The organism is Pusillimonas sp. T2 (assembly GCF_002236805.1).
In the GTDB taxonomy this organism is placed as follows: Bacteria; Pseudomonadota; Gammaproteobacteria; order Burkholderiales; family Burkholderiaceae_B; genus Neopusillimonas.
This window is the reverse complement of the sequence record NZ_NIQA01000003.1, coordinates 1-25,067: the sequence shown is the minus strand read 5'-3', so window position 1 is coordinate 25,067 and position 25,067 is coordinate 1. Positions and strand designations below refer to the sequence as shown.

Sequence of the window (25,067 nt, the reverse complement as noted above, 5' to 3'; positions counted from 1 at the left end):
GCGCTAGACCGGGTCAAAAACCAGCGTTGGCCCCTTAGGTACGATACCGGTTGGGTTGATGGTGGGATGGCTGCCGTAGTAGTGCGACTTGATGTGATCGAAATTGATGGTGTTTGCGACGCCGGGCCAATGATAAAGCAAGCGGGTCAGGCGCCAGAGCTTAGGCATATCGGCAATGCGCTTTAAGTTGCACTTGAAGTGGCCGTGATAAACCGCATCGAAACGGATCAGCGTCGTGAACAAGCGCCAGTCGGCCTCTGTAATCTGATCGCCCGCCAGCCAGGGCTGCTCGCCTAACCGGGCCTCCAGCGTTTCCAGGGCGTTAAACAGATCGGTAACAGATTCGTCGTAGGCCGCTTGCGTTGTGGCAAAGCCAGCCTTGTATACCCCATTGTTGACCTTGTCGTACACCAGCGCATTAACTGCATCTACGGCCGGACGCAAAGACACCGGGTAGTAGTCGCCTGCCTTAGCGCCGACCGCGTCGAACGCCGAATTAAACATGCGAATGATTTCGGATGACTCGTTATTGACAATGCATCGCCGCTGCTTGTCCCATAACACTGGGACGGTAACCCGCCCTGAATAATCAGACTGGTTGAGGGTATACAGCTCGTGCATAAACTCGCATTGGTTGACGGTGTCGGGAACAACCCCTTCGCCAGGGGTAAACGCCCACCCCTGCTGGCCCATATGCGGGTGCACCACCGAAACGCCGATCATGTCTTCAAGACCTTTGATGGCGCGGAAAACCAGGGCACGATGCGCCCAAGGGCAAGCCAGTGAAACGTACAAGTGGTAACGTCCAGGCTCGGCCTTGAAGCCGCCCTGCCCGCTTGGCCCGGCGCTGCCGTCGGGGGTGATCCAGTTTCGGAATTGGGCTTCAGTGCGTACAAATCGCCCGCCTGTTTTGCTGGTGTCATACCATTGATCGTGCCATTTTCCGTCGACAAGTAAACCCATTATTTCTCCGTAGTGTCGGTGCTGCTGCGCGCCAGGTCGTCGAGTATGGGGCACGCTGGCCCATCGTTGCCATGACAATGTCTGGCCAGGCTTTCGAGTTGCTTGCGAATACCCACGAGACGGGCGATATCGCGATCGAGCGCCTCGATGTGCGCCAGGGCAAGCGCCTTGACTTCGTGGCTTTTGCGGCTGCGGTTTTGCCAAAGCTCGAGCAAAGTTTGAATGCGCTCGAGCGAAAAACCAAGCTCGCGGGCGCGCTTGATAAATTTAAGTGTGTCGAGATCGGCTTGCGCGTACTGACGGTAGCCTGCCTCGGTGCGCCCGGCCGGTGCAATAAGCCCGATCGACTCGTAGTACCTTATCATTTTGGCGCTGACCCCTGCGGTCTTTGCTGCCTGGCCGATATTCATCGTGTATCCTTCAAAAGGCGGCGTACCCAAAACCGCAGCGCGATAGCGTAGGGTTTGCACAGGCGATGCGTTGACCGCCCGGCACCTAGCCGCTTGACCTTCCTATTATAGGAAGCTTTACGATGAGCACTATCCATCTCTCCAGGAGGCCATCATGATTGAATTTACCGTTAACGATATGAGCTGCAACCACTGCGTTGGCGCCATCACCAAGGCTGTTCAGGCTGCGTTCCCGCAAGCGCGACTGGAATTTGACTTGGCCCAGCATAAAGTGCGGGTCGAAGACGTACCCGGCGCGGACGAAGTTAAAAAAGTTATTGAAGAAGCCGGTTACACACCGCAATTGGAAGCGGCATAACGACGGTTAAACAACACAGGCCAGCCCCAATGACGACATTGACCACATTTACTGCCCGTCTGAACGATGGCACCGACCAGGCCCTTGACCACTACGAAGGCCAGGTGGCCCTGGTCGTCAATGTGGCCTCGAATTGCGGCTTTACGCCGCAATATCAAGGGCTTCAAGCCCTTTACGAGCAGTACCGGGCGCAGGGCTTTGTGGTGCTGGCATTTCCGTGCAACCAGTTTGGCAGCCAAGAACCGGGCGACGCTACGCAAATCCGCGATTTTTGCGACACTCGCTTCCGGATCACGTTTCCGTTGTTCGACAAAATCGATGTCAACGGCCCAAAAGCACACCCGCTATTTCAATGGCTAAAATCAGAAAAACGCGGTTTGCTTGGCTCTGAAGCCATCAAATGGAATTTCACCAAGTTTCTGGTGGGCAAAGACGGCCGGGTCATTAAGCGCTATAGCCCAACGACCGCGCCGGCCGACCTCGAAAAAGACATTGTTGCTGCACTCGAAGGAACCTCATGATCGATCTGTATTACTGGACCACCCCGAACGGCCATAAAATCACCCTGTTTCTGGAAGAAGCCGGACTTGAGTACAAGATCATTCCTATCAATATTGGCAAAGGTGATCAGTTCAAGCCCGATTTTCTTGCCATTTCGCCCAATAACCGAATTCCGGCCATGATCGACCATGCGCCGGCGGATGGCGGCCCTGCAGTCGCGCTGTTCGAATCTGGCGCCATGTTGCAGTACCTTGCCGAAAAAACAGGTAAATTTTTGCCAGCCGATGTGCGCGGCCGTTTCGAAGTCATGCAGTGGCTATTCTGGCAAATGGCCGGCCTGGGCCCTATGGCGGGCCAGAACCACCATTTCGGCACTTATGCCCCCGAAAAAATCCCCTACGCCATCGACCGCTATGTGCGCGAGACGGCACGTTTGTATGGCGTTCTGAACAAACGTCTGGCCGATCGCGAATTCATCGCTGGCGATTATTCGATCGCCGACATGGCCAGCTACCCCTGGATTGTGTCGCACGATAAACAACAGCAAAACCTTGACGACTTTCCTCACTTGAAGCGCTGGTACGATGCCATTGCGGCGCGTCCGGCGACGCAACGTGCCTATGCCCATGCCGCCCGGGTCAATCCCAACCCGACAGTGCAATCGGATGAAGCCAAAAAGATTTTGTTTGGGCAAGGCGCCCATACCGTCAAGTAAGGTAAAGCACATGACGTCTGCTTCTTTTTTGAATCGGCCTGCTTGGGCATTGGCAAGCCTGCTGGTACTGGCGGGCTGCGCCAGCGGGCCTGCGCAAAATATTTCACTGATTCCTGCGGGTCAGGTGGCTTCGCAAACCGAAAAGGCCGGGTTGTTTACGCAACCCGTCAAGTACGAACGCACCCGCCCCGGATGCAAGGGCGATTGTCCAAAACTGGTGGTTGATTCGATCATGTTCCCCGGCCACGCCAAGTTAAGCGCGCTGGTCGATCACGCCCTGGCGACCATGACGGGCATCGGCGAAGCGCCCACGCCGCCCTACACGACCATAGCCGAATTCGAAGACTACTTCTGGAAAACCGCCGCGTCGCGCGACGAGGTCATTTTGTCGGCGAAAACACGCTACCGCAGCCAGGGGTTGACCGTCATCGAACTGACAACCGGACAATATTTCACAGGTGCGGCACATGGCATTACGGCCACGCAATTTTTGAACTGGGACAACCAGGCCGAAAAAGTGCTTGGTCTTGCCAATGTACTGCGCCCAGGGCAGTACGACGCGTATGTGGCGGCGCTTCAAGCGGCACACACCGAGTGGCTTGAAACGCAGCCCGACTATAAAAACGACCCCGACGGCTATTTGCGGCTATGGCCGTTTCAAGCCACCGATAATTTTGCCCTGACCGATATGGGGCTGGTGGCTAAATATGGCTCGTACGAACTTGCACCGTATTCGTCGGGCCTACCTGAGCTTCTAGTGCCTTACGCCAAACTGCAAGGCATTTTGCGCAGCGAATATTTGCCGGCAGCCGCCGCTAGCTAACTGACGTTCAACACCATACCGGAAGTTCCGGTATGGTTTTTTTTAGTTGTCTTGACGATCGAAGCGGTCAAGGTCGAAATAGCGCGATGTAGAGCCCGCTTCTGGGGTTTGGTCTGGGTCGGTGGCTAATGTAGATGACGGTGCGGCAGGTGCCTCGGGTGCTTGCATCTGCGGAGCGCGTGGGGCTACAGGCTGCGCCACAGCTGCCGAACCACTCTGCCGCCCATAACGCTGAGCCAGGGTGCTATCAATCAAGGCATCAAGCCGGTCGGCCAACGACGTAAAGTTTTTATTACGCGCCCAGTCGGCGGCATCGAGCTTGGACAGATTTTGCGTGGTGACTTCGGCACCTGCGTCCAGTAGCATCCTTACCGTATTTTCGCTGCCCGAGAACGCCGCCATCATCAGCGGCGTCGTGCCGTCGGGCGACGGCGCATCGACCAATGCTTTATTGTCGATCAAGAAACGAACCATATCGACCTGACCTTTGGATGCGGCGTAGTGCAGCGGCGTCCAACCCAGGCGATTGATTTGCGCACCGCGTTTGATGAGGACCTTGGCGCGATCGACATCGCCCACAATGGCCAGATACATCAGCGGGGTTTCGTTATTTTTGTTGGTGGCATTGACATCGAGCGCGCGATGCCGCGATAGCAAATCGAATACGCCCCATGCCTCGTCGCGTATGGCTTGCATGATAGCCGGCTCACCGGCGGCCGATTTCAAGTTGGGGTCTTCGCCCAAAGCCAATTCGGCTTTTACGCTGTCAACACGGTCGTTTCTGATATCGACCCACCAGTTGGGCGACACGGCCCAAGCCGTAGTGCCCGCAACCAGCAGCAAAGCAGCGCTTAACGTGCCTAAACGTGCCGTAAGGCCAAAGTGAACAGTTTTACTGGACATGGGCATTTTCCTGGCGCTTGACCTTGCTGAACAGCGCGTAAAAATTATCGGTAGTTTGGCGGGCAACATCGGCTACCGTCACGCCGCGCAATTCGGCGATTTTTTCGGCCACATGAATGACTTTTGACGGGTCGTTGGTTTTGCCGCGATGCGGCACTGGCGCCAGGTACGGCGAGTCGGTTTCGATCAATAAACGATCGATGGGTAGGCGTTCGGCAACCGCCTGCAACTCTTGGGCCTTTTTGAACGTCACGATGCCCGACAAAGAAATATAAAAATTCATGTCGATGGCAGCTTGCGCCATTTCCCAGGACTCGGTAAAGCAATGCAGCACACCGCCGCATTGATCTGCACCCTCTTCTTTCATGATGCGCAAGGTGTCTTCGCGAGCCTCGCGCGTGTGCACGATAAGCGGCAGCCCAGCCTCGCGAGCCGCGCGGATGTGCGTACGAAAACGGTTACGCTGCCAGTCGAGCGGCTCGGACAGACGAAAGTAGTCCAGCCCAGTTTCGCCAATGGCCACGATTTTTTCTGAAGACTGCGCCCGCTGCACTAGATCATCGACGGTGGGTTCGACGGTGTCTTCGTAGTCGGGGTGAACGCCAACCGAGGCCGACAGGTTGGCGTGCGGCTTGACCAGTTCGAGCAGGCGCGGCCAGTTCGGCAAATTAACACTGACAACGAGTGCGTGGCCCACCTGATTTTGTTGCATACGCGCGAGGATGTCGTCGAGATTATCGGCGAGTTCGGGGAAATCGAGGTGGCAGTGTGAGTCGACGTACATGATGAAACCAACAAAAAACGAATACAGGTATTGTACTTGCGTCAGCCAAGCTGGGTTTGCGCACGAGCGCAGGCCCCGATAATGCGCTGGGCTGCAGTATGAGCCAGCAACTTGGCATTCAAGGGGTGATCAGCCAACGCGCGCTGTTGCGCCAGCCAGCGGGCCGCATCGGCCAACGCCCGAGGCGACGCCGCGCACCCGACTTGTTGCGATAGTTTTGACAAACCAGGGTAGTAACGCGGGGCTGTATTGTGGGTTGCCAGCATCAAGTCAACAAACCAGCGTTGCAAGACATCGACCCAAACCGATACGGGTAGCTTTTCAAGCGCGTCGGCCGTTGGGCCCGGGTCGGGCGGCGCCGTGGCAGCCAGACTGCGCGCCAATAATTCCAGCCATTGCGGGCATGCCGCTTCACCGCTTTGTGCCGCGTCGAGCGCCTTTAAAGGCGCGCCGCCTGCAGCGTCAAGCCACAAGTCGGGCGTTTGAATGCCCTGTTGTTCTAGCCATTCTGCGCTTTGCGCTCGCCCAGGAACGGCCAGCGGCAAGCGTCGACACCGCGAAACCAAGGTGGGCAACAAGCGGTCGGGGGCATCGGACACCAGCAAAAACACGGTATGTTCAGGCGGCTCTTCAAGCACTTTGAGCAAGGCATTGGCCGACACCTGATTCAGGGCATGCGCCGGGTAAAGTACCGCAACGCGGTATCCACCGCGATGGGTAGCCGTATTAAACCAGGTATAAAGACTGCGTAGTTGCTCGACACGGATATCTTTGGACGGCGCTTTCTTCGAAGTTGTCGACGTGGTGCTTTCGGCAGATTCGGCCTCTTCGCCCTCAAGCGCCGCAACGGCGTCGGGGCGGATACGCCGCAAATCGGGATGATTACCCAAGGCTACCCATTGGCAGGCTACGCAAGCGCCGCAAGCCAGCCCGGCCTTAGGGCTTTCGCACAGCAACCCCGCCGCAGCGGCAAGTGCAAACTGGGTTTTGCCAATACCGGCCAACCCATGAATCAACCATGCGTGCGCAAAACGCTCACGATTGCCCAACCAGGCACGGGCCTGCTCGAGCTGCCAGGGCAAAAACTGTGGAACGGCTGCCGTCATAACGAAGGCCCGTCAGCGACTGGGCGCGCAACACCTTCGGTTCGCCAGCCCACTACGGCGGCCTCGACTTGTTGCTGCAGAACCGTGCGAATCTGTTCGATGGATTGCGTCGCGTCAATTACCCGAAAGCGGCCAGGCTGTGCGGCGACACGCGCATGATAGGCCGCACGGGTGCGTTCGAAGAAAGCGTTACCCTCTTGCTCGAACCGGTCCAGCGTGCGAGTCGCCGTCAACCGTTGCCGCGCAACCTCAAGCGGTACATCGAACAACCAGGTCAAATCGGGTTGCAGGTCGGGGTGCACCCACTGCTCGAGCGCCGTAACGGCCGCACCGCCCAACTCACGACCCCCGCCCTGGTAGGCGAAGGTGGCATCGGTAAACCGATCACACAGCACCCATTCACCACGCGCCAGTGCCGGGCGGATGACCTGTTCGATGTGCTCGCAGCGTGCGGCAAACATCAATAGGGTCTCGGTTTTAAGATGCATGGGCTGATGCAGCAACATGTCGCGAAGAGCCTCACCAACCGCTGTGCCCCCCGGTTCTCGGGTAGACACCACGTTAATGCCATAGCTTTGCAACTGCTGAATCAACCCGTCGATATGCGTGCTCTTGCCGGCGCCATCCAAACCTTCAAGTGTAAGAAAAAGCCCTTGTTTAACCGACATGTCAACGCCCCAGAATGTATTTGGCGACGGCACGATTATGCGCGTTCAGATTTTCGGAAAACTCACTGGTGCCGTCGCCACGCGAGACGAAATACAAAAATTTGTGTGACTCGGGGTTGAGTGCGGCCTTGAGCGCCGCCCGCCCGCTGCTGGCAATAGGTGTGGGCGGTAAGCCGCCCCGAGTATAGGTGTTCCAGGGAGTGTCGGTTTGAAGGTCGACTTTACGGATGCGCCCCTGGTACTTGTCGCCCATACCGTAAATGACGGTTGGGTCGGTCTGCAGCGGCATGCCCAGACGCAGACGGTTTATGAATACACCACTGACGCGATCGCGGTCTTGAGCATGCCCGGTTTCTTTTTCGACGATAGAAGCCAGAATCAGCGCCTCGTAGGGTGATTTAAGGGGCAGGCCATCTGGGCGTGCCGCCCAGAGTTTGTCGAGCATCTCTTTTTGTGCGGCATAAGCGCGGCGCAAGATGTCGAAGTCGGACGTGCCCGGTGTGAACACATAGGTATCGGGGTAAAACCACCCCTCAAGACTGGGGCTGTCGATGCCCAGACGATCTTTCAAGGCGGCATCGCTTACGTCCTCGAGCGTTTGTTTGACGTCAGGGTTTTGACGCAATTCGTCGCGGATACGCGCATACGTCCATCCCTCGACCAGCGTGAGCCGCGTTTGCATCATGTCGCCAGCGGCCATACGCTCGAGCAAACTACGGGGGGTGTCACCCTGACGGGCCTCGTAGGCGCCCGCCTTGATTTGCGTGTCGTAGCCAGTCAGACGCGCCATAACAACAAACAAGTCTTCATTGATGACCACGCCGGCCTCGTTCATGCTGCGGGCAACAGCTCTCAGGCCGGCGCCGCTTTCAACCAGATAGTCGGCCGGGTCCTGCTTGAGCGTAACGGCCGTGTGCGCCCAGTACCAGGCGCCGCCGGCCAGCGCTGCCGAAAGCACCATGACCAAAAGCAAAAGCCACAACAAACCTTTTTTAAACATCCGTATCATTCGCGTCCTGTGGCCGCCTGGGGCCCTATAGCCCTTCAACCAGCCGAGTTATCCTGACAAACCCTAACGAAGGTCGTTATCATAAAACGTTAATGCCTAACCTTACGAACCTGACGTAAAGCCCATGAATCAAACCCCATGCACGACAACCGTATTGCCTGACTTTGCTGTTATAGAAGCCGTTGGCGAAGATACTGCCGGCTTTTTGCAAGGCCAGCTTAGTAACGACATTGCCGGTCTGACGCCCGGGCAAGCCTGCCTGGCAGCTTACTGCACGCCCAAAGGGCGCATGCTTGCCAGCATGGTGGTGTGGCAAGTGGCCGATGCCCAAGCCCCTACCTACCGAGCCCTGATCCGCCACGACATCGCGCCCGCCATAGTAAAACGTTTGTCCATGTTTGTCCTGCGGGCCAAAGTTAAATTAAGCCTGCTGCCTGCCCTGGTTCAAGGCGTAAGCTGCGCAACGCCCGATGCGGTGCCCCCGGCCGCTGCGTCCGCAGCCGCGTCTTGGCCCAAACAACCTGCAGCCTATACCGTTGTCGAAACGACGGCAGGGGCATTTATTGCCGCACCCTGCGCAAACCCCGACCAGGCCCGCTGGTGGCATATCGACCCCCGCGACGACGTCCAAACCCTTGATGCCGCCGAAAGTAATGCAGTCGGCGCTTGGCATGCTGCCGATATCGCTGCAGGTTTGCCGTGGGTCGAACTGGCCACCCAAGACATGTTCATCCCGCAGACCCTGAACTTTGACCTGATTGGCGGCGTAAGTTTCACCAAAGGATGTTACCCGGGGCAAGAAGTCGTGGCGCGTAGTCATTATCGGGGTACCGTAAAGCGACGCATGGCGCGTGGCGTCATTACGCTAGACGCTGCCAAAGAGTCTTTGGCCAACATCACGCCCGGTCAAGACACGTTTCATGCTGGCGCGCCCGATGCACCTGTGGGCCGAATTGTTAACGCTGCGGTGGTCAACAACCTGACCCATGTACTGTTCGAGGTACAACTGGCTGACGTTGGTCAAGCCGACTTACGGGTTGGCGCAGCCGATGGCCCCGCCATTGTGTTGCAAGACTTGCCCTACCCTATTGCGGCCAACGGATGAGGCTGCGACGCCGGCCAGGCGGGTTCGAATAACGCGGCAATCTGGTCATCATCGACTTGGTCAATGTTTGAGGGCGACCAGTGCGGATTTCCGGTTTTATCGATCAGCAAGGCCCGGATACCTTCTCGGAAATCGCTGCGCGCCGTGGCGTTGAGCGCCACGGTGTACTCCATTTGAAACACCTGAGACAGCGACATTGTTTTAGCTCGGGTCAGCGTCTGAAATGCCAGCGCGATCGCCGCCGGGCAACCCTTGTGTAAACGCTGCGCAGCCTGCGTTAACCAGGCGTCATCAGCTTCGGTCAGCGCCAAAAGACTACGATACACCAACCGCCAATCGCTGGCGTTGGTCCAATCGGCCATAGCATGCGCATACTGCTGAACCGGGCCGGGCGGCAATGCCGGCGTTTTCAGGCTATTCAGGCAGGCGTCAAGCAAGGCATCATTGCTTGCCCTGTCTTGATGCCATCTAACTGCCTGTAAGCGTTGCAATAAAACGGGCCATGCACTTGATGCAAGATGGTGGTTCACGATGCCCAGATAGTGGGTATCGGACGCGTTGATTATGCTGCCCGTTAAGGCAAGAAACCGGCCAATGCCCTGCGGCATCCGGTTAAACAACCAGCTGCCAGCCACGTCGGGAAATAACCCGATAACGATTTCGGGCATGGCAAAACGGGTGGTTTCAGTCGCAACGCGATGACTGGCGCCCATCATCAGCCCTGCTCCACCTCCCATCACAATGCCATTGACCCAGCACAACACCGGCTTGGTATAGCAATGGATGTGGTGATCAAGGGTGTATTCGACCTGAAAAAAAGTACGCAGGTATTCGTTTTGCCAGCCGCTGGCGTAAGGCGTTTGAGGCAGACTGGGATAAATGGCCTGCAGGTCGCCGCCAGCACAAAACGCCTTTTCACCCGCGCCGCGCATAAGCACCACGGCAATGCTCGGGTCGGCCTCCCACGCGGTAAGTTGCGCCGATATGGCCCGTGCCATATCGAGCGACAACCCATTGAGTGCCTGAGGTTGGTTCAGGGTAATAAGCCCGAGGCGATAGCCGCCTTCGGCAGCAAGCGTGCTGAACAATACAGACGCGACCTCACCCGCCCCAAGCTGGGGTTGCGTCGATGTCATGCACGCACCTGCACGTTTCGACGCGAAGGCTTGCCGCCTTTAAGGGATTTTTTGGTCGCAAAGCGGTGCAGCGCCCTGCGCCGACGCGACTCTTTGGGGTCGAAACGCAGCGCCCGATACACCTCGACCCGATCGGCATCGGCCAGTATGTGGTCGGCTGCGCAGGCCACGCCGTAAATGCCCGTTGACACAGGGTCGCTGAACAACTCGGGGTAGTCAACCGCTAAGCCACTGGCCTGCAGGGCATCGTTGACGCTCGCGCCTTGCGGCAGCGTTAGCGATTTACGCCAGACGGTGTCGGGCAGCGCGTAGATAACCTCAATGTGCACGACGGTGGCCTCAGCCATAACACGCCTGCGCTCGTTGGGTGAACGAATCGATAAAACTGGTGGCGATGCGGTTGAACACCGGCCCGACGACCATTTCGAGCGCACGGCTCGAGAACGCATATTCCATGGTGTAGAGGACTTTACAGGCGTCGGGGGCTAGTTCGATGAACTCCCACTTGCCGGACAGTTTTGAAAACGGGCCGTCGACGAGTTCGAAGTCGATTTGTGTGGGGTAGGCGTGCCGATTGCGTGTAGTAAAGGCCTGCTTGATACCGGCAAAGCTGATGGTAATGGAGGCCTGCATGCCGTGCTCGTCGCGCGATTGCACTGTTGATCCACCGCACCAGGGCATGAATTCGGGGTACTTTTCGACATCTGCGACCAGATCAAACATTTGGGCACAGTTGTAAGGAACAAGAACAGATCGCTGAACAGTATGCATTGATTCGGTTTAGTAGATAGAATGTAAGGTTGATTTTAACGTTTATACACCAAGCCCCCTACCCTAATGAGCATTGTCGACAACCGCAAAGCCTTTCACGATTATTTTATTGAAGACCGCTTCGAAGCCGGGCTCGTGCTCGAGGGCTGGGAAGTCAAGGCGATACGGGCCGGGCACGTGCAAATCAAAGAAAGCTACGTCATTGTGCGCGATGGCGAAATCTTTATCGTGGGCATGCATATCAGCCCGCTGGCCACAGCGTCTACCCACGTTCACCCCAACAATACCCGCACGCGCAAGCTGCTGCTGCGCGCCGAAGAAATCAGCAAACTGATTGGCAAGGTCGAACAGCGCGGCTACACCCTGGTGCCGTTAAATCTGCACTATAAAAACGGCCGTATCAAACTGGATTTCGGTTTGGGTCGGGGTAAAAAGCTGCACGACAAGCGTGACACCTCCCGCGACAAAGACTGGGCACGCGAGAAAGAACGCATCATGAAACACGACACCCGCAACAAAGACTAAACCCCCCGGGTGTTAGTCTGCGCTGCTGATATCCAGTTCCTGGCACTTGCGTGTAAGGGTGTTGCGCCCTATGCCCAGACGTTGCGCGGCCTCGGCTTTACGGTCACGGCAATGGCGTAACGCTGTACTGATCATCACCGTCTCGAACTCTCGCGTCAGCGTGGCCATAATGGCCGGCTCGTTGCGCTCCAGTTTGTCTTGGGCGGTTTTGCTCAATAAGCTCAGCCAGTCGCCTGCAGCGGGGGGCTGGCTTTGAAGGCCTGAGCCCGCAGACGCAGCAAGCGCAACAGAAGCTGATGAGCTCTCGCTCGACGAGGCATTGCGCTGCATATTTGCCTGGGCAACCTCGGGGGGCAAGTCTTTAACATCGACCACCTGCCCGGAAGACATGACGGTAAGCCAATGGCAGAAGTTTTCAAGCTGCCGGATATTACCCGGGTAATCAAATGCCCTGAGCACTTCGAGGGCCGCGCTGGTCAGCCGACGCGGGGCAACGCCCAACGCACGGGCACTGTTTTGCAAAAAGAGCTCGGCCAGTGCCGGGATATCTTCTTTTCGTTCACGCAGCGGCGGTAAGCGCAGCCGAATCACATTCAACCGGTGAAACAGGTCTTCGCGAAACAGCCCTTGCGCCACCCGTTGCTCGAGCGGCTGGTGCGTTGCCGCAACAATACGTACATCGACCTTGATCGCTTGCGAGCCGCCTACCCGATAAAAACTACCTTCGGCCAGAACGCGCAACAGTCGGGTCTGCAGCTCGAAAGGCATGTCACCAATTTCGTCGAGGAACAGCGTCCCGCCATGGGCCTCTTCGAACCGACCTCGCCGCTGCTGGGTGGCGCCGGTAAAGGCGCCCTTTTCATGACCAAACAATTCGGCCTCGAGTAAATCGCGGGGGATGGCCGCAGCATTAAGCGCAACAAAAGGCCCGGCAGCACGAGGACTATGCTGATGCAAGGCCCGTGCGATCAGTTCTTTGCCGGTACCCGACTCGCCGGTAATAAGCACGGTTGCGGGCGATACTGCCAGCCGCCCGATGGCGCGGAAAACTTCCTGCATAGCCACTGACGATGACTTCATCATGACCGGCCCGGGGGCATCTGCAGACTCGGTCCGTGCGGAAGTTGCCACAACGGGGGCTACCGGCTCGGGCGGAATGGCACGTTGCACCAAAGACACCGCGTCATTGATATCGAAGGGTTTGGCCAGGTAGTCGAAAGCGCCCTTCTTAAATGCAGCTACGGTACTGTTCAGATCGGTGTAGGCCGTCATCACAATCACCGGCATGTTGGGATGCTCACTTTTGATTTCTTGCAGCAGCGTCAACCCGTCTTTGCCCGGCATGCGGACGTCGGTTACCAATACAGAAGGCGCGTCGTGTTCAAGCGCTTCGAGCATGTCGTCGGCGCTGGCAAATGATTGCGTCGGAATCGAAACGCGGGCCAGGGCCTTTTCGAGCACCCAGCGGATGCTTTGATCATCGTCGACTATCCAGACAGGTTTCATAAACTACTCCAACGGCAGTATTAGGCGGAACTCGGTATGCCCCGGGTGGGAGTCGAATTCGATCACTCCGCCATGTTGCTGCACAAATTCCTGGGCTAGACTGAGCCCCAGTCCACTCCCGCTGGCACGGCCAGTCACCAACGGATGAAAAATTTTGTCGTGCAGGTCGGGCGCGACACCCGGCCCGTTATCTATCACAGAAACAATGACCCCCATCTTGACCGGACGAGTGGCCAACACCAACTGACGCCCAATGCGGGTGCGAAACACCAGACGCGGCGGCGCTGCCCCGGGCGTTTCGGTTAGCGCCTGGCAAGCGTTTCGCGCAATATTCAGCAAGGCCTGAACCAGGCGCGGCAGATCGCCCAGCACGTCGGGCACAGAGGCATCGTAATCACGTACAAACTGAATTTTTTGCGCATATTCGGCGCTGACCAGCGTATATACGCGCTCGCATACCTCGTGAATATTGAAGCGCTTACGCACCAGCGTGTCGCCTTGCGGCGCAATCAGGCGGTCGATCAGGCTGCTGAGCCGGTCGGCCTCGGCCACAATAACGCGGGTGTACTCGCGCAGCGCCGAGTCATCGAGCTCGACCTCGAGCAGTTGTGCTGCACCGCGCAAACCACCCAACGGGTTCTTTACCTCGTGGGCCAGATTGCGCAACGATTCGCGCTGAATATTGAGCTCTTTGGTCAGCTGCAGCGTGCGATCGAGCATATCGTGCTGGTCGAGGCTACGGACTTCGAGCAACGCTACCCAGGGCTGATGTTCGAGCGGCACCAGCACCAGGCCAACGGGTACGCTTTGCCCCGTTGACGTACGGATGGCGGCATCTTGACGCAAGATGCCAAATCGGCCCGCCAAGGCGTCGGTAAAACGATGCGCCAGCGCGTCGTCGGCATGAAACAAGGCTTGCGCAGGCACGCCCTGCATTTGACGCCGCGACACGCCGAACAATTCTTCGGCGCTACTGTTGGCAAAGGCCACCTGGCCTTTGCCATCGAGCAGCAAAACTGCGGTAGCGAGCAGATCGTAACTTTCGGGGTGTGTCATGTCACGATCCACCCTGCCTGGCTTACAGGCTGTAGTACATGTCGAATTCGACCGGATGCGAAGTCATACGCAGGCGAGTGACTTCGGCCATTTTCAGGTCGATATAAGCATCGAGCATGTCGTTGCTGAACACGCCACCACGGGTCAGGAACTCGCGGTCGGCGTCGAGGGCTGCCAAAGCTTCTTCCAGCGATGCGCAGACGGTCGGGATTTTTGCATCTTCTTCGGGCGGCAGATCGTACAAGTTCTTGTCAGCTGGATCGCCAGGGTGAATCTTGTTCTGTACACCGTCGAGACCGGCCATCATGAGTGCCGAGAACGCCAGATAGGGGTTGGCCAATGGATCGGGGAAGCGCGCTTCGACACGACGGGCCTTGGGGCTGCCTACGTATGGGATACGGATGGACGCCGAACGGTTGCGGGCCGAGTAAGCCAGCTTGACCGGGGCTTCGTAGTGAGGCACAAGGCGTTTGTACGAGTTGGTACCAGGGTTGGTAATGGCGTTAAGCGCGCGAGCGTGCTTGATAATGCCGCCAATGTAATACAGGGCGAACTCAGACAAACCGGCGTAACCGTTGCCGGCAAACAAGTTTTGGCCGTCTTTCCAGATGGACTGGTGAACGTGCATGCCCGAGCCGTTATCACCAACGATGGGCTTAGGCATGAATGTGGCTGTTTTGCCGTAAACGTTGGCGACGTTGTGGATGGTGTACTTGAGAATCTGGTTCCAGTCGGCGCGCTCGACCAGCGTGCTGAACTTGGTACCGATTTCGAGCTGGCCGGGGCCAGCCACTTCGTGGTGGTGCACTTCGACAGGTACGCCTTGCTGTTCGAGCAGCAGGCACATTTCGGAACGCATGTCGGCGAAAGAGTCAACCGGGGGCACAGGCACGTAGCCGCCTTTAACGCTGGGGCGATGGCCCAGGTTGCCGCCTTCAAGCTCAAGGCCACGCGACCACGAACCTTCTTCGGACTTGATCTTGACGAAGCAACCGGACGCATCGTCGTTCCAAGTAATGCCGTCAAAAACGAAAAACTCGGGCTCTGGGCCAAAGTAGGCAGTATCGCCCAGGCCGCTGGACTTCAGGTAGGCTTCGGCGCGCTTGGCCAGCGAACGCGGGTCGCGATCGTAACCTTTCAGATCCGACGGCTCGACAACGTCGCATGTCAGGATCAGGGTGTTCTCTTCACGGAACGGATCCATACGTGCCGATTTGGCATCGGGGATCAGCAGCATGTCGGAGGCTTCAATGCCCTTCCAGCCCGCAATCGAAGAACCGTCGAAAGCCTGGCCGGCTTCGAGTTTTTCTTCATCGACCGTATGGGCAGGCACCGTCATGTGGTGCTCGCGACCAAGCGTGTCGGTAAAACGAAAGTCCACAAAGGCGACTTCCTTGTCTGCAATGAACTTCACAACATCTTCTGGGGTGGACATAAGAACTCCTGAGCAATGAGGGGTCAACAATTCGATACTGCGTACGCCTATACAAGCAATAAGCGTGCCAACTTTTAATTCGCCAAAATGGATGGGAAATGCACCACGGATAAATAAATTTGCCTGCTGCCGTGGCGACGACTGACTCACATTGGTGCATACGCACTATTATGGTGCGTTTGAAGGTGCGGTTGTACCGTTTTTACACATTAATCCAAAAATTCGGATTGCAGGTCATTTAGAAACTGCCACCCCAGCGCCGTGGCCTGGAAGCGAGTGGGATCGTCAACCAACAAGCCTTTGCGTACGGCGCGATCAACGGCCGGCGCAATGGCCGACACCGGTACGCCGGTACGTTCGGTAAACGTGGCAGCACTGACACCGCCGCGCAGACGTAAGGCGTTCAGCATGAATTCAAAGGGCAGGTCTTGTGCAGGCACAACATCGTCTTGCGCCAAATGACTGCCGTCGCGCTGGTGTACTTGCGTCATCCAACTGGCCGGATTTTTCAGGCGGGCTTGCCGGATAATGCGGTCGTGAAACGATAGCTTGCCATGTGCACCCGGGCCAATGCCTAAATAGTCGCCAAATTCCCAGTAATTAAGGTTATGCAGGCAACGTTTGCCCGGACGGGCATAAGCCGAGACCTCGTAACGCTCGTACCCGGCCGCCGCCAGCGTGTCGGCGACCCGCTCTTGCATGATCGCCGCGTCGTCTTCCGACGGGATATTGGGCGGGTACTTGGCAAATACTGTGTTGGGTTCAAGCGTCAGGTTGTACAGCGACAGATGCTCGGTGCCAAACGCCAAAGCTTCGGCCAGGTCGGCATCACACTGATCCAGGGTTTGGTCGGGCAAGGCAAACATCAGGTCTAAATTAACCCGGGGTACGGCCGCTTGTGCCATAGCGATGGCGGCACGCGCCTGGTCGGCGTCGTGGATGCGCCCCAACGCTTTCAGGGCTGCATTATTGAAGCTTTGAATACCCAGCGAGATACGGCTGACGCCGCTCGCGGCAAAATCGCGAAAACGACCTGCTTCGGCCGTGCCGGGGTTGGCTTCTAATGTTATTTCGGCACCGGGCAAAACGGTAAGGCAGGCGCGAAACATTGCCAACATTTGGTCAAGCGCTTGCGCCGACAGTAGGCTAGGCGTGCCGCCGCCAATAAATATCGACACGACCGGGCGGCCCCAAATCAAGGGTAACACCTGCTCCAGGTCGGCCTGCAGGGCCGACAGATACTCGGCTTCGGGAAGATCGCCTTTAAGCTCGTGCGAATTGAAATCGCAATAAGGGCATTTGCGCACGCACCAGGGCACATGAACATACAGTGATAGCGGCGGCAGACTGGTTAGCGTAATGCCGCTGCCTGCCGATAGCGCCGCACCCGCCGGTGTTGCAGGGGCCGCACTAGCCGAAGAGTTTGCCGGCTGTATGGGAATAATGGTGCGCATGAGGTTTAATGCCCAAGCCGGTCGGCCAACCGGGGCAACAACTGCTGCAGGGCCTGGCCGCGGTGGCTGGCACGGTTCTTTTCTTGCGCCGACAGCTCGGCCGCGGTTTTACCCAATGTCGGCAAATAGAAATGAGGGTCATAACCGAAGCCATTGCCGCCTTTTGGGGCGTCGATGATTTCGCCAGGCCAAACGCCTTCGGCAATAATGGGTTGGGGATCGTCGGCCGAACTAACGTACACCAACACCGCCACATAACGCGCCTTGCGGTTACTTTGCCCGGCCAGCCGGCTGACCAGATACTGATTATTGGCCGCGTCAGACTTTTCAAAACCGTTTAACGCAGCAAAACGTGCCGAATACACACCCGGTGCACCGCCCAGCGCGTCTACACACAGGCCCGAGTCGTCAGCCAGGGCGGGCAAACCCGTCAGTTTGGCGGCATGCCTGGCTTTGGCCAGGGCGTTTTCGACAAACGTACCAAAAGGCTCGTCGGCTTCGGGTACGCCAAGTTCACCTTGGGGCACCATTTGAATCCCCGCAGGCGCGAGGATCTCAGAGAACTCTTTGAGCTTGCCAGCGTTATTCGAGGCCAGTACGACTTTTCGCATGGCCTTACCCTTTTGACTGCGCCAGATCGAGCGCCTGTTGCTGAAACTTGACCAGTTGCGCTACCCCGACGGTTGCCAGATCGAGCAAACCATCCAGCGTCGGGCGATCGAAGGTTTCGCCTTCGGCAGTACCCTGCACTTCGACAAATTGCCCTTTACCGGTCATGACAATATTCATGTCGGCGTCGCACCCCGAGTCTTCAAGGTAATCGAGGTCAAGCACCGGGCGGCCGTTGACCAAGCCCACCGACACAGCGGCTACGTGATCTTTAATGGGGTTGCGCTGGACCAGGCCGTTATTAAGCAAGGTACGTACCGCCAGGGCCGCAGCCACCCACGCGCCGGTAATGCTGGCGCAACGTGTGCCCCCGTCAGCTTGCAAAACGTCGCAATCCAGGTGCAAGGTGCGTTCGCCCAAGGCTTCCAGATCGAACACGGCCCGAAGGCTGCGGCCGATAAGGCGCTGAATTTCTTGAGTGCGGCCGCTTTGTTTGCCCCGCGCGGCTTCGCGATCGGAACGGGTGTGCGTAGAGCGCGGTAACATACCGTATTCGGCGGTAACCCAGCCTTGGCCCTGCCCCTTTAAAAATGGCGGCACTTTTTCAAGAACGCTGGCGTTGCACAAGACATGCGTGTCGCCGGCCTTAATAAGCACCGAGCCTTCGGCATGGCGTGTAAAACCGGTAACGATAGACAATGGGCGCAGAGCGTTGAGCTCGCGACCCGACGGGCGAGCGGCTTGAGTGACGGACAAAAGTGTATTCCTTTGAAGTTGGGCATTGCGAGCCGTTAACGGCACAGCACGGCAACTACCCGGACAGACACAGAAGAAGCGTCAATGTTAAAGCATTTCAGCGCACGCCACGAACCACAACACAGGATACTTTCATGACTATTCGCAGTATGACCGCCTTCGGCAATGCCCGCACCGAAGGCCCCGATGGGCTGGCCTCTCTTGAGGTGCGCAGCGTCAACAGCCGCTATCTGGACGTGACATTCCGGATGCCGGACGATTTGCGTTTTGCCGAAGGCGCCTTGCGTGAACGGCTGTCGCAGCAATTAACGCGCGGCAAGGTCGAAGTGCGGCTGTCGTATACCCGTACCCGTACAGAAACGGCCAAGGCACTGGATACAAGCTATTTACAGACAGTAGCCGAACAACTGGCGCAAGCCCGCGCAGTTTTACCCGAAACGGCCTCGCCTGCCCTGGCTGAACTGATCAAAGGCTCCGGTGCTGGCGACGCCGAAGGTTTCGACCCTGAGGTCTGGACGCAATTGTCGGTGCAAGCGCTGGATGCCGCGCTGGCCGACATGCAGGCCAACCGCGAACGCGAAGGCGCACGACTGGCACAAATGATGCTTGATTGCGCGGCCTCGATTAACGACATTGTGGCCCAGGTTGAAACCGCCCTGCCCCAAATGCTGTCCGACCACAAGGCCAAACTGGCCACACGTCTGCGCGAGGCGCTTGAAGCGGCAAACCCCGGCGGGTTTGCACAGATTTCGGGTGCCGAATTGTCGGCACGAATTGCCCAGGAAACTTCATTGTTTTCGCTGCGGGTAGATGTCGCCGAAGAGCTGTCACGGCTGAAATCGCATCTGCACGAGCTGTCGCATGTATTGACGACCGGCGAGGCCAAAGCAGCGGGAACTGGCAAAGGTAAAAGCCCGGGCGGCAGCGTAGGCAAGCGGCTGGATTTTCTGTTCCAGGAAATGAACCGTGAAGCCAATACGCTGGGGTCAAAGGCGGCAGGTATTGAAGTAACGCGCGCGGCGATTGACTTGAAGTTGCTGATTGAGCAGATGCGGGAGCAGGCGCAGAACATTGAGTGATGTAAATCAATGTCAATATAGATCAATATAATCAACAAAATCAATGATTTATATAAAAACCTAACTCCATGGAAGTCTACTGATACCCACCAGAATCAAGTCTAAATCGGTGGGTATAATGGTGGGTATGATGTAATACCCACCAAGCCTAGTGGTGGGTACATTTGGAGGGGGTTATGGCAGAACTTACCAGCAAGGCCGTAAGCGCAAGAATTAGGGGGGAGCCCGGACGTTTCGCCGATGGCAATGGCCTTTACCTTGTCGTTCCCAAAGTTGGTCGTGCGTACTGGATGTTGCGTTACACATCCAACGCAAAGCGCAAAGAAATGACTCTAGGCAAGGTGGACGACCTTTCGCTTGCAGATGCCCGAGTGGCGGCGGCTTTGCAGATGAAGCAACTCCGAGAGGGTCTTGACCCCCTCGTTGCAAAGAAGAGAGCCAGTTATGGCGAGATCAACTGCGTCGACGACCTTTTCAAGGACTGGCACGAAGGCAATAAAAAGCGCCTGAAGCACCACCACATCCCCTTTCGGGTCTACACAAAAGACATCGCCCCAGTCATTGGGCAAATACAGCCAGCGGCTGTTACGGGGCGCGATATCAGGCAGATTCTGCGTAACATTACGGAAAGCGGCAGGCCAACGATTGCCAACGATGCGTTGCTGTACTGCAAGCAGATGTTTAACCACGCCATCAAACTAGACATCATTTCCAGCAACCCAGCTTTTGCCTTTTCGGTAGACGATGCTGGCGGCATAGAAAAAAGCAGAGACAGAGCCCTGAGCTTCGAAGAGCTTACATTTGCGTTCAAGAAGTTCAGAGAAGAAGCAACTAGCTTTACCCGGGAAAACTACTTGGCCTGTGGGCTTTTAGTCTTGTTGGGCGTCAGAAAAGGCGAGCTAACGGAAGCAAAGTGGAGCGAATTCGACCTGAACGAAAAGGTTTGGTACCTACCCAAAGAACGAAGCAAGTCGGGTGTTGCGATTGACATCCCATTACCTGACTTAGCCATTCAGTGGCTAAACGAACTTAAAGTGCGTGCATTTGGGTCTGACTATGTTTTCCCAAATCGACGGTCAAGCAAAATGCCCCACATGGGTAAAGACACACTGAATCGGGCGATATGCAAACTGTTTGGTAGGGAGCCTGGCAAAGATGTGCAACCTGAAAACAAAATGGAAGATCTGGCGCATTTCACCGTTCACGACTTACGACGCACCTGCCGCACCTTGTTAGCTTCGCTGGGCGTTCCTGGGCATGTGGCAGAGCGGTGCCTTAACCATAAGCTCAAAGGTGTAGAGGGCATCTACAATCGTCATGACTACTTCGATGAACGAAGGGAAGCTCTTGATCTTCTTGCCAAGAAGCTCGCACCAATGATGTCAGGTTAGCCCAGATAGGGCTCGAACCGTTTTCCTCGTTAGGAATTTTCCGCCGACGATTAATTTGTTGCTCATATAACGCTAAAATACTGTTTTTATATACAGTTTATCTATGGGCAAACCTATCCCTTTAAGCGAGCTGCCAGTCACCGTCTGGGGCATACCCAGCACTGTGCAATGCGGCTTTCCTAGCCCCGCTCAAGATCATGCCCAGAAACGGCTGGATCTGAATGATTTGTTGGTCAAGCAGCCCGACGCCACGTTCTTCATGCGCGTGCGCGGCGACTCCATGCGCGACGCTGGCATTCAAGACGGGGATTACGTCATCGTGGATCGGTCAGTCACACCGGCTCATGGGCGTATTGTGGTGGCGGTAGTCGACGGGGAATACACCGTCAAGCGCCTTTACAAGCGCAAAGGCTTGGTTCGGCTGGACTGCGCCAACCCTACGTTTGCCAACATTGAGCTTAAGGACGGGCAAGAGCTGTATGTCTGGGGAGTAGTGACATGGACGTTTCGACCACACACCAGCAGCGTATCGCCCTGATCGACGGCAACAGCTTTTACTGCTCCTGCGAGCGCGTGATGCGCCCAAGCCTCGAAGGTAAACCCCTGGTGGTGCTCAGCAACAACGATGGTTGCGCCATTGCCCGCACACAAGAAGCCAAAGATCTAGGCATCAAAATGGGTGACCCATGGTTCAAGATTCAACACCTTACCGATACGCACGGACTGGTCGCCTTGTCGGCCAATTTCACGCTGTATGGCGAGATAAGCCACCGCATGATGAATATCATTGGGCAGTTTTCCCCAAGGCAAGAGATTTACTCCATTGATGAATCGTTCCTTGACCTGACGGGTGTACCAGGCTCGGGGCGAGAAATTGGCACGGCGATTCGAAACCGCATTAAGCAATGGATCGGCATCCCGACCTGTGTGGGTATCGGACCTACCAAAACACTAGCTAAGCTGGCCAACCACCTAGCAAAGAAAGTACCGCGCTTGTTGGGCGTATGCGACCTCGCGCAAGTGGATGACGCCCGGCGGTTACGTGCACTGGCGCATGTGCCGATTGAGGATGTTTGGGGCGTCGGCAGGCGACTTGCGCCCAGACTCCGTGAACTGGGCATCAATACAGCGGCCGATCTGGCGCAGGCCGATACGAACGCGATCCGTGATCGGTTTTCGGTGGTTCTGGCCAAAACGGCGCAGGAACTGGCAGGCCAACCCTGCCTAGCTTGGGACGATATGCCGGCCAGCAAACAACAGATCATGTGCTCACGCAGCTTCGGCTCGCCCGTGCAGGACTTTGGTGACCTACTGGAGGCGCTAAGTGTATTTTCCACCCGAGCCGCCGAGCGTCTGCGAAGTCAGAATAGCGTCACGGGGGCCATCAATGTATTTGCGCGCACCAGCTTCTTTAGAAAGGATGCCCCCTACTCTGGCAGTACCCTGGTTCCCTTGGGGACCCCGACCGCTGACACCTCGGTGTTGCTGCACGCCGTCAAAAAAGGCCTGAAGGTGATCTTCAGGCCCGGGTTTAAGTATTCAAAAGCTGGTGTCTGCTTGCTTGATATCGCCCCGTTGACCAGCGTGACACAGCAGATGCCCCTGTTCGACAGCAATGGAGCAGACAAAACGGCTTCCAGAAGCGCACGAGCCATGTTAGCCATGGATAGCGTCAATCAGCGCTATGGGCGATCAACTCTGGTGCCTGCCTGTGCATTGCAGGAAAGCGGTGCAGCATGGACAATGCGGCAAGAGCGAAAAACGCCCTGCTACACAACGGATTGGGAACAAATTGTGGAAGTGAGACGTTGAACACAAGACGTTTTACATTAAAAAAGAAAGGGCCATCAGAGTTATGAGGCAGCAAACGGCCAGGAGCAGTCATTCCATCATTGGTCTTAGACGACTCACAAAAGGCTTTAATCTCGAAATTTTTAGGCTTGCCTAAAAGGCCTCCTTGCGATTGCTCACTCTCATCGGTACGGATAGAGTCATTTTTATAAGAGCGCCGAGCATCTTTGCATGTCGTTTAAATCTAGTTACACTCCCGAATCAACACCCCGGGAGGAAGAATGAGCGTCGAAGACAAACTGACAGACGAAGTGACAAAGCTCGCGCCAGAGGTCTACAAAGACTTGGTAAAACCTGCGGCTCAAGAGGTGGGTGTGGTCGCAGGCCGCTCCGCGAAAGCACTGCTGTCACCTGTCAGGGCATTTCTCTGGAGCTGGGAACGGATTGAGCAACTCGTTGTAGATGGAGTAAATCGTCGATTCGAAAGAATTCCTGAGGAACAGCGAAAAACACCCGATCCAGAAATTGCTGTTCCGCTCATTCAGGCTCTCACCTATACGGCGCAGAATGAGACGTTGCGCGAGATGTACCTCAATCTTCTTTCCAATTCAATGGACACCGCAATGGACAAAAGCGTCCATCCTTCGTTCGTTGACTTGATCAAGCAGATGAGCGCGATAGATGCAAAGGTATTTGAAAGGCTGGCTAACAAGACTGGATATCAGAAAGTGATCAATCCCAATGTCGCCATCAAGAGCCAAAGCAAGATATTCGTCAACGCAGTTCCCGAATGGTTCACCGGATGGAAGATTGATGGGCATGACATTTTCGACACGTCAGCAAGCATATTAAGGCTTAGTAAATTTGGCCTCGTTGAATTGATGTTCGATCGGACTGCGGGAAATGATAGCTACGACGAGCTTCAGAGTCATCCAGAATTAATTCCTATCCTCGAACGATATCGACGTGCAAACCCCGAGCTGGAGCTGGAGCTGACGGCAATTCGCAGCATCCTTTACGTCAACGAGTACGGAAGGCAATTCAAGACGGCCTGCACATAGCTTATCCATCGTCATTTCAGGCAAGAGATTATGCGGAGCGCCAGCACCTAACCCCTCCTTCAAGCGGACGTCTGAGGGCGCTGCTTAAGTCTAACGTTAGTAGTTTGACTGTCTGCTTTGGGTCGAATTCTGACCATGGGCGGAAATACAAGCACGACCACAAGGGTCTGCTTAAGACTGCGGAATCAACTGATTGCAGCTACTCGTTAGGTTCGATGAGCTTATGACCCAAGCATACGAATATTTCAAACTCTGAAAACATTGAGTGAAGCACGAGGTAAATATGGCATCGAACCATAAACAAGAAAGCGACGAGATTTTTTTGCAGGGCCTGCGTGCTGCCCAAGTATCTTTGCCGAAAGACGTCTGTCCCTATGATTTGGTGATGACAAGCGAGAACAGGAGTGGTGTGGCTCGGCTCATCTGGAATGATGGATGGAATTTCGGTAAATACGTTGCCATACAAAAAGCGCGCAAGGAGATGATCGAGCCGATAAAACAGGCCATCCGGGCCATATTCTCTAACCAGAAATCATATTCCGGGTCGTGCCGTGTCCGTAATCAGGGATTCCGAAAAGCGGGATTTAAGTATTTTTCGGCCAAGCGAGAAACTAATGAAATCGCTTCTCAGATACAAAAATCCAAAGAATTCAAGTTGCTAAAAGAACTTTATATAGAGGTTTATTTTCCGTGGAGGCCTTCTGAAGACCCATATACCTTTCGCGTCTTTGACCGACAACTGACGATTTTTGGTGACGATACTGAAGAGCGATTTCGAACACTTGTATCAAGGTACGGCGAACGCTACGGCGTCAAACAGGCGTGGCACGACTATGTATATGCGCCAGAACTCGATGAAATTGTTCGAAGTGCGCTGGGCGGTGGGTCCGATTGATTTTTGAGATGTGGGTGCCAACCCGCCAGGGAACCGGCTGTCGTGTTTGCGATGATGAGATGGTCCAGTACGCGTACTTAATGAGACCCAGTGGATGGTTAACTCACCTGTTTCGCGCGGACGATTGTTCGAGAATAACGAGCTGACAGCTCAGACCCACCGTCCGCTTTGGGTCGAAAACAGCCACAGCCAACGGCCGTTTTCGCCCCAGAGCGGTCATCGCCTCACTTCATGGCCAGAAGTGCAGGAATGATTGA

At 56.1% G+C, this 25,067-nt stretch carries 28 protein-coding genes; 12 read left to right on the top strand and 16 right to left on the bottom strand.

The window, feature by feature from the left end:
- Window positions 1-3 precede the first annotated feature (3 nt).
- Window positions 4-963 carry a glutathione S-transferase family protein gene (locus PuT2_RS05825; protein ID WP_093970124.1) on the bottom strand — a complete coding sequence of 320 codons (960 nt, stop codon included), beginning with the start codon at window positions 961-963 and terminating at the stop codon, window positions 4-6.
- The gene (gene cueR / locus PuT2_RS05820) at window positions 963-1,373 is read right to left on the bottom strand and encodes a Cu(I)-responsive transcriptional regulator (protein ID WP_093970123.1); all 411 of its coding nucleotides are present in this window, start codon (window positions 1,371-1,373) and stop codon (window positions 963-965) included. The genes PuT2_RS05825 and cueR overlap by 1 nt, the downstream gene beginning before the upstream one ends.
- Window positions 1,374-1,527: 154 nt before the next feature.
- On the opposite strand from cueR, the gene PuT2_RS05815 reads away from it, so the two are divergent.
- From PuT2_RS05815 to PuT2_RS05800, 4 genes are read left to right on the top strand one after another with little or no spacing between them, the layout of a single operon-like run.
- A complete protein-coding gene (locus PuT2_RS05815; RefSeq protein ID WP_093970122.1) occupies window positions 1,528-1,731 on the top strand; it encodes a heavy-metal-associated domain-containing protein in 204 nt (67 codons plus the stop codon).
- A 29-nt stretch (window positions 1,732-1,760) separates the two neighbouring features.
- Window positions 1,761-2,252: a glutathione peroxidase gene (locus PuT2_RS05810; RefSeq protein WP_093970121.1), complete on the top strand. Its 492-nt coding sequence runs from the start codon at window positions 1,761-1,763 to the stop codon at window positions 2,250-2,252.
- Window positions 2,249-2,947 (top strand): glutathione binding-like protein, encoded by a 699-nt coding sequence (locus tag PuT2_RS05805; protein WP_093970120.1) that lies wholly within the window; start codon window positions 2,249-2,251, stop codon window positions 2,945-2,947. The genes PuT2_RS05810 and PuT2_RS05805 overlap by 4 nt, the downstream gene beginning before the upstream one ends.
- A 10-nt stretch (window positions 2,948-2,957) precedes the next feature.
- Window positions 2,958-3,770 carry an RsiV family protein gene (locus PuT2_RS05800; RefSeq protein WP_093970119.1) on the top strand — a complete coding sequence of 271 codons (813 nt, stop codon included), beginning with the start codon at window positions 2,958-2,960 and terminating at the stop codon, window positions 3,768-3,770.
- A gap of 42 nt (window positions 3,771-3,812) precedes the next feature.
- On the opposite strand, the gene PuT2_RS05795 is transcribed toward PuT2_RS05800, so the two are convergent.
- The 5 genes from PuT2_RS05795 to mltG are packed head-to-tail and all read right to left on the bottom strand — an operon-like array spanning window position 3,813 to window position 8,231.
- Window positions 3,813-4,673, bottom strand: a complete 861-nt coding sequence (locus PuT2_RS05795) for an ankyrin repeat domain-containing protein (protein WP_093970118.1) — start codon at window positions 4,671-4,673, stop codon at window positions 3,813-3,815.
- Window positions 4,663-5,457, bottom strand: coding sequence for a TatD family hydrolase (locus PuT2_RS05790; RefSeq protein ID WP_093970117.1), 795 nt, complete (start codon window positions 5,455-5,457; stop codon window positions 4,663-4,665). Before PuT2_RS05790 ends, PuT2_RS05795 begins: the two co-directional genes overlap by 11 nt.
- 41 nt (window positions 5,458-5,498) lie before the next feature.
- Window positions 5,499-6,563, bottom strand: coding sequence for a DNA polymerase III subunit delta' (gene holB, locus PuT2_RS05785; protein ID WP_093970116.1), 1,065 nt, complete (start codon window positions 6,561-6,563; stop codon window positions 5,499-5,501).
- Entirely contained in the window at window positions 6,560-7,231 is a 672-nt protein-coding gene (tmk, locus tag PuT2_RS05780; RefSeq protein WP_093970115.1) for a dTMP kinase, read from the bottom strand. The genes holB and tmk overlap by 4 nt, the downstream gene beginning before the upstream one ends.
- 1 nt (window position 7,232) lies before the next feature.
- Window positions 7,233-8,231, bottom strand: a complete 999-nt coding sequence (mltG, locus tag PuT2_RS05775; RefSeq protein WP_093970114.1) for an endolytic transglycosylase MltG — start codon at window positions 8,229-8,231, stop codon at window positions 7,233-7,235.
- Between the two features lie 133 nt (window positions 8,232-8,364).
- Between mltG and PuT2_RS05770 the strand changes: the two genes are divergently transcribed.
- On the top strand, window positions 8,365-9,345 hold the full coding sequence (locus tag PuT2_RS05770) for a folate-binding protein YgfZ (RefSeq protein ID WP_093970113.1): 981 nt from the start codon (window positions 8,365-8,367) through the stop codon (window positions 9,343-9,345).
- On the opposite strand, the gene PuT2_RS05765 is transcribed toward PuT2_RS05770, so the two are convergent.
- Genes PuT2_RS05765 through PuT2_RS05755 form a run of 3 tightly spaced genes read right to left on the bottom strand, consistent with a single transcriptional unit; the run spans window position 9,321 to window position 11,252 of the window.
- Window positions 9,321-10,481, bottom strand: coding sequence for an enoyl-CoA hydratase/isomerase family protein (locus PuT2_RS05765; RefSeq protein WP_093970112.1), 1,161 nt, complete (start codon window positions 10,479-10,481; stop codon window positions 9,321-9,323). The two genes, PuT2_RS05770 and PuT2_RS05765, sit on opposite strands and share 25 nt — an antisense overlap.
- A complete protein-coding gene (locus PuT2_RS05760; protein WP_093970111.1) occupies window positions 10,478-10,828 on the bottom strand; it encodes an RnfH family protein in 351 nt (116 codons plus the stop codon). Before PuT2_RS05760 ends, PuT2_RS05765 begins: the two co-directional genes overlap by 4 nt.
- Window positions 10,821-11,252 (bottom strand): type II toxin-antitoxin system RatA family toxin, encoded by a 432-nt coding sequence (locus PuT2_RS05755; protein ID WP_093970110.1) that lies wholly within the window; start codon window positions 11,250-11,252, stop codon window positions 10,821-10,823. The genes PuT2_RS05760 and PuT2_RS05755 overlap by 8 nt, the downstream gene beginning before the upstream one ends.
- A gap of 66 nt (window positions 11,253-11,318) precedes the next feature.
- On the opposite strand from PuT2_RS05755, the gene smpB reads away from it, so the two are divergent.
- Window positions 11,319-11,777 carry an SsrA-binding protein SmpB gene (gene smpB, locus PuT2_RS05750; protein WP_093970109.1) on the top strand — a complete coding sequence of 153 codons (459 nt, stop codon included), beginning with the start codon at window positions 11,319-11,321 and terminating at the stop codon, window positions 11,775-11,777.
- Window positions 11,778-11,789: 12 nt separating this feature from the next.
- On the opposite strand, the gene ntrC is transcribed toward smpB, so the two are convergent.
- From ntrC to rph, 6 genes are all read right to left on the bottom strand, one after another.
- Window positions 11,790-13,283 carry a nitrogen regulation protein NR(I) gene (ntrC, locus tag PuT2_RS05745; RefSeq protein WP_093970108.1) on the bottom strand — a complete coding sequence of 498 codons (1,494 nt, stop codon included), beginning with the start codon at window positions 13,281-13,283 and terminating at the stop codon, window positions 11,790-11,792.
- Window positions 13,284-13,286: 3 nt separating this feature from the next.
- Window positions 13,287-14,339 carry a nitrogen regulation protein NR(II) gene (glnL, locus tag PuT2_RS05740; protein WP_093970107.1) on the bottom strand — a complete coding sequence of 351 codons (1,053 nt, stop codon included), beginning with the start codon at window positions 14,337-14,339 and terminating at the stop codon, window positions 13,287-13,289.
- 22 nt (window positions 14,340-14,361) lie between these two features.
- Window positions 14,362-15,774 carry a type I glutamate--ammonia ligase gene (gene glnA, locus PuT2_RS05735; RefSeq protein WP_093970106.1) on the bottom strand — a complete coding sequence of 471 codons (1,413 nt, stop codon included), beginning with the start codon at window positions 15,772-15,774 and terminating at the stop codon, window positions 14,362-14,364.
- Window positions 15,775-15,983: 209 nt separating this feature from the next.
- Complete coding sequence (gene hemW / locus PuT2_RS05730; RefSeq protein ID WP_093970105.1) at window positions 15,984-17,228, bottom strand: radical SAM family heme chaperone HemW; 1,245 nt, start codon at window positions 17,226-17,228, stop codon at window positions 15,984-15,986.
- Window positions 17,229-17,233: 5 nt separating this feature from the next.
- Window positions 17,234-17,839 (bottom strand): RdgB/HAM1 family non-canonical purine NTP pyrophosphatase, encoded by a 606-nt coding sequence (gene rdgB / locus PuT2_RS05725; RefSeq protein WP_093970104.1) that lies wholly within the window; start codon window positions 17,837-17,839, stop codon window positions 17,234-17,236.
- 4 nt (window positions 17,840-17,843) lie between these two features.
- Complete coding sequence (rph, locus tag PuT2_RS05720; RefSeq protein ID WP_093970103.1) at window positions 17,844-18,593, bottom strand: ribonuclease PH; 750 nt, start codon at window positions 18,591-18,593, stop codon at window positions 17,844-17,846.
- Between the two features lie 134 nt (window positions 18,594-18,727).
- On the opposite strand from rph, the gene PuT2_RS05715 reads away from it, so the two are divergent.
- The 6 genes from PuT2_RS05715 to PuT2_RS15890 all read left to right on the top strand — a co-directional run bounded on the left by PuT2_RS05715 (window position 18,728) and on the right by PuT2_RS15890 (window position 24,810).
- A complete protein-coding gene (locus tag PuT2_RS05715) occupies window positions 18,728-19,672 on the top strand; it encodes a YicC/YloC family endoribonuclease (protein ID WP_093970102.1) in 945 nt (314 codons plus the stop codon).
- A gap of 176 nt (window positions 19,673-19,848) precedes the next feature.
- On the top strand, window positions 19,849-21,063 hold the full coding sequence (locus tag PuT2_RS05710) for a site-specific integrase (protein ID WP_093970101.1): 1,215 nt from the start codon (window positions 19,849-19,851) through the stop codon (window positions 21,061-21,063).
- A gap of 103 nt (window positions 21,064-21,166) precedes the next feature.
- Window positions 21,167-21,601, top strand: coding sequence for a LexA family transcriptional regulator (locus PuT2_RS05705; RefSeq protein WP_093970100.1), 435 nt, complete (start codon window positions 21,167-21,169; stop codon window positions 21,599-21,601).
- A complete protein-coding gene (locus tag PuT2_RS05700) occupies window positions 21,562-22,875 on the top strand; it encodes a Y-family DNA polymerase (protein WP_093970099.1) in 1,314 nt (437 codons plus the stop codon). Before PuT2_RS05705 ends, PuT2_RS05700 begins: the two co-directional genes overlap by 40 nt.
- 260 nt (window positions 22,876-23,135) lie before the next feature.
- On the top strand, window positions 23,136-23,915 hold the full coding sequence (locus PuT2_RS05695) for a DUF4393 domain-containing protein (protein WP_093970098.1): 780 nt from the start codon (window positions 23,136-23,138) through the stop codon (window positions 23,913-23,915).
- 283 nt (window positions 23,916-24,198) lie between these two features.
- Window positions 24,199-24,810: a hypothetical protein gene (locus PuT2_RS15890; protein ID WP_173862514.1), complete on the top strand. Its 612-nt coding sequence runs from the start codon at window positions 24,199-24,201 to the stop codon at window positions 24,808-24,810.
- Window positions 24,811-25,067: the final 257 nt, after the last annotated feature.